The organism is Frankia sp. CeRuru1, assembly GCF_977966315.1.
Genome location: NZ_CDWWEW010000248.1, coordinates 1 through 1,442 on the forward strand (window position 1 = coordinate 1; position 1,442 = coordinate 1,442).

A 1,442-nucleotide genomic window follows, 5' to 3' on the forward strand; every position below is an offset into this window, starting at 1 on the left:
GACAGCCCGACGTTCGCCGGCCGGTACATCGGCACGAGAGACGCCTGCCCAGGCATCCCCTCTACGGGGGTACCAGGCGTCCCGGCAGCTCCCGCAGAATCAGGGGAGAGCATCGGGAATGCGCCGGAAGCGGGCCAGACGGGCGGCTGCGCGGAGTGCGGCGACGTCATGGGAAACGATTGTGGACGGCGTGCGCATGTTGTGCTGAACCGCCCCGGGTAGTCGCCCCGTCCGGAGTCGGGCGGTTCGGTGTCCAGAACCGCCGAGGTCCGACGTCCGCGCGGGGCGCCGACGGCCCAGCGACGATCTCCACGGACAGCACGGTCACCCGCCCAGTCGACACGATCACTGGATCCAACGTGAGATGAACCACCTCCGGCACGTCGTCGGCGAGCCGGGCGATCCTGAGGACCAGGTCCTCCAGCGCGGCGATGTCGACCGGCGTCGAGCCGAGGTATCCCAGCAGCAGCGGCGCCGCCCGCACCGAACGCACGAGGCGCGCCGCGTCGACGTCGGTAAGGGGAAGGATGTGGTGTGCGCGGTCCCCCAGCAGCTCGGTCGCGGGGCCCGCGAGGCCGAACGAGACCAGGGGACCGTACCGGGGATGCTCCTCGGAACCGACGACCACCGGCACGCCGACCGGCGCCATCCGCTGGACGACAATCGGCACCTCCACCCCGAGCTGGGAGCGCAGCGACGCCCATGCCGCCCGCACGGCTGCCGCGTCGGGCAGGTCGAGACGCTGACCGCGCAGGTCCGGACGATGCCGGTAGGGTCGCGGCCGCGCCTTGAGCGCCACCGGATAGCCGCGCTGGCCCGCCGCCTCGACGGCCCGGCGCGGGGACGTCACCAGGACGGCCGGCTCCACCGTAACGCCGTAGCAGTCCAGCAGGGCGGTGGCCTGATCCTCCGGAAGGCGACCGGTGAGTCCGGCGACGAGCGAACGCGCCTCGTCTGCCCGCACCGCCGTCGTCGGCACGGTGCCGATCGGGCGTGCCCGCCACTGGGCGTAGCCCACCACCCGGCGCAGCGCGGCGAACTTGCGGGGATTACCGAAGGTCTCCAGATGCATAATCATCGCGTCGGTCCCGGGGTCCTCCTCCCAGTACTGGAGCAGGTCGTTACCGCTCACGTCGGCCCGGTCCCCGGCGGAGACGAAGACCGACAGACCGACCTCGCGCGCGGCCGCCGCCAGGATGGCCCGGCCGAACGGACCCGACTGGGAGTAGCAGCCGATGCGGCCGGCCGGGGGCATCCGGGGCACCATCGAGGCGTTCAACCCCGCCGCCGGATTCTGGATGCCCATGCTCGCCGGGCCGACCACCCGCATGCCATCCGCCCGGGCCTCGGCCACCAGGGCCGCGTCTGCGGCGGCGTCGCGCTGGTCGGTGAGGACGACCAGCCCCCAGACCCCGGCCCGCCCGCAGGCGGTGACGACGTCA

1 protein-coding gene is annotated in these 1,442 nt (G+C 73.0%); it reads right to left on the minus strand.

The window, feature by feature from the left end:
• Positions 1-166: 166 nt before the first annotated feature.
• The coding region (locus AC08OP_RS16805; RefSeq protein ID WP_476615062.1) for an acetate--CoA ligase family protein at positions 167-1,442 on the minus strand (1,276 nt) is incomplete at its 5' end.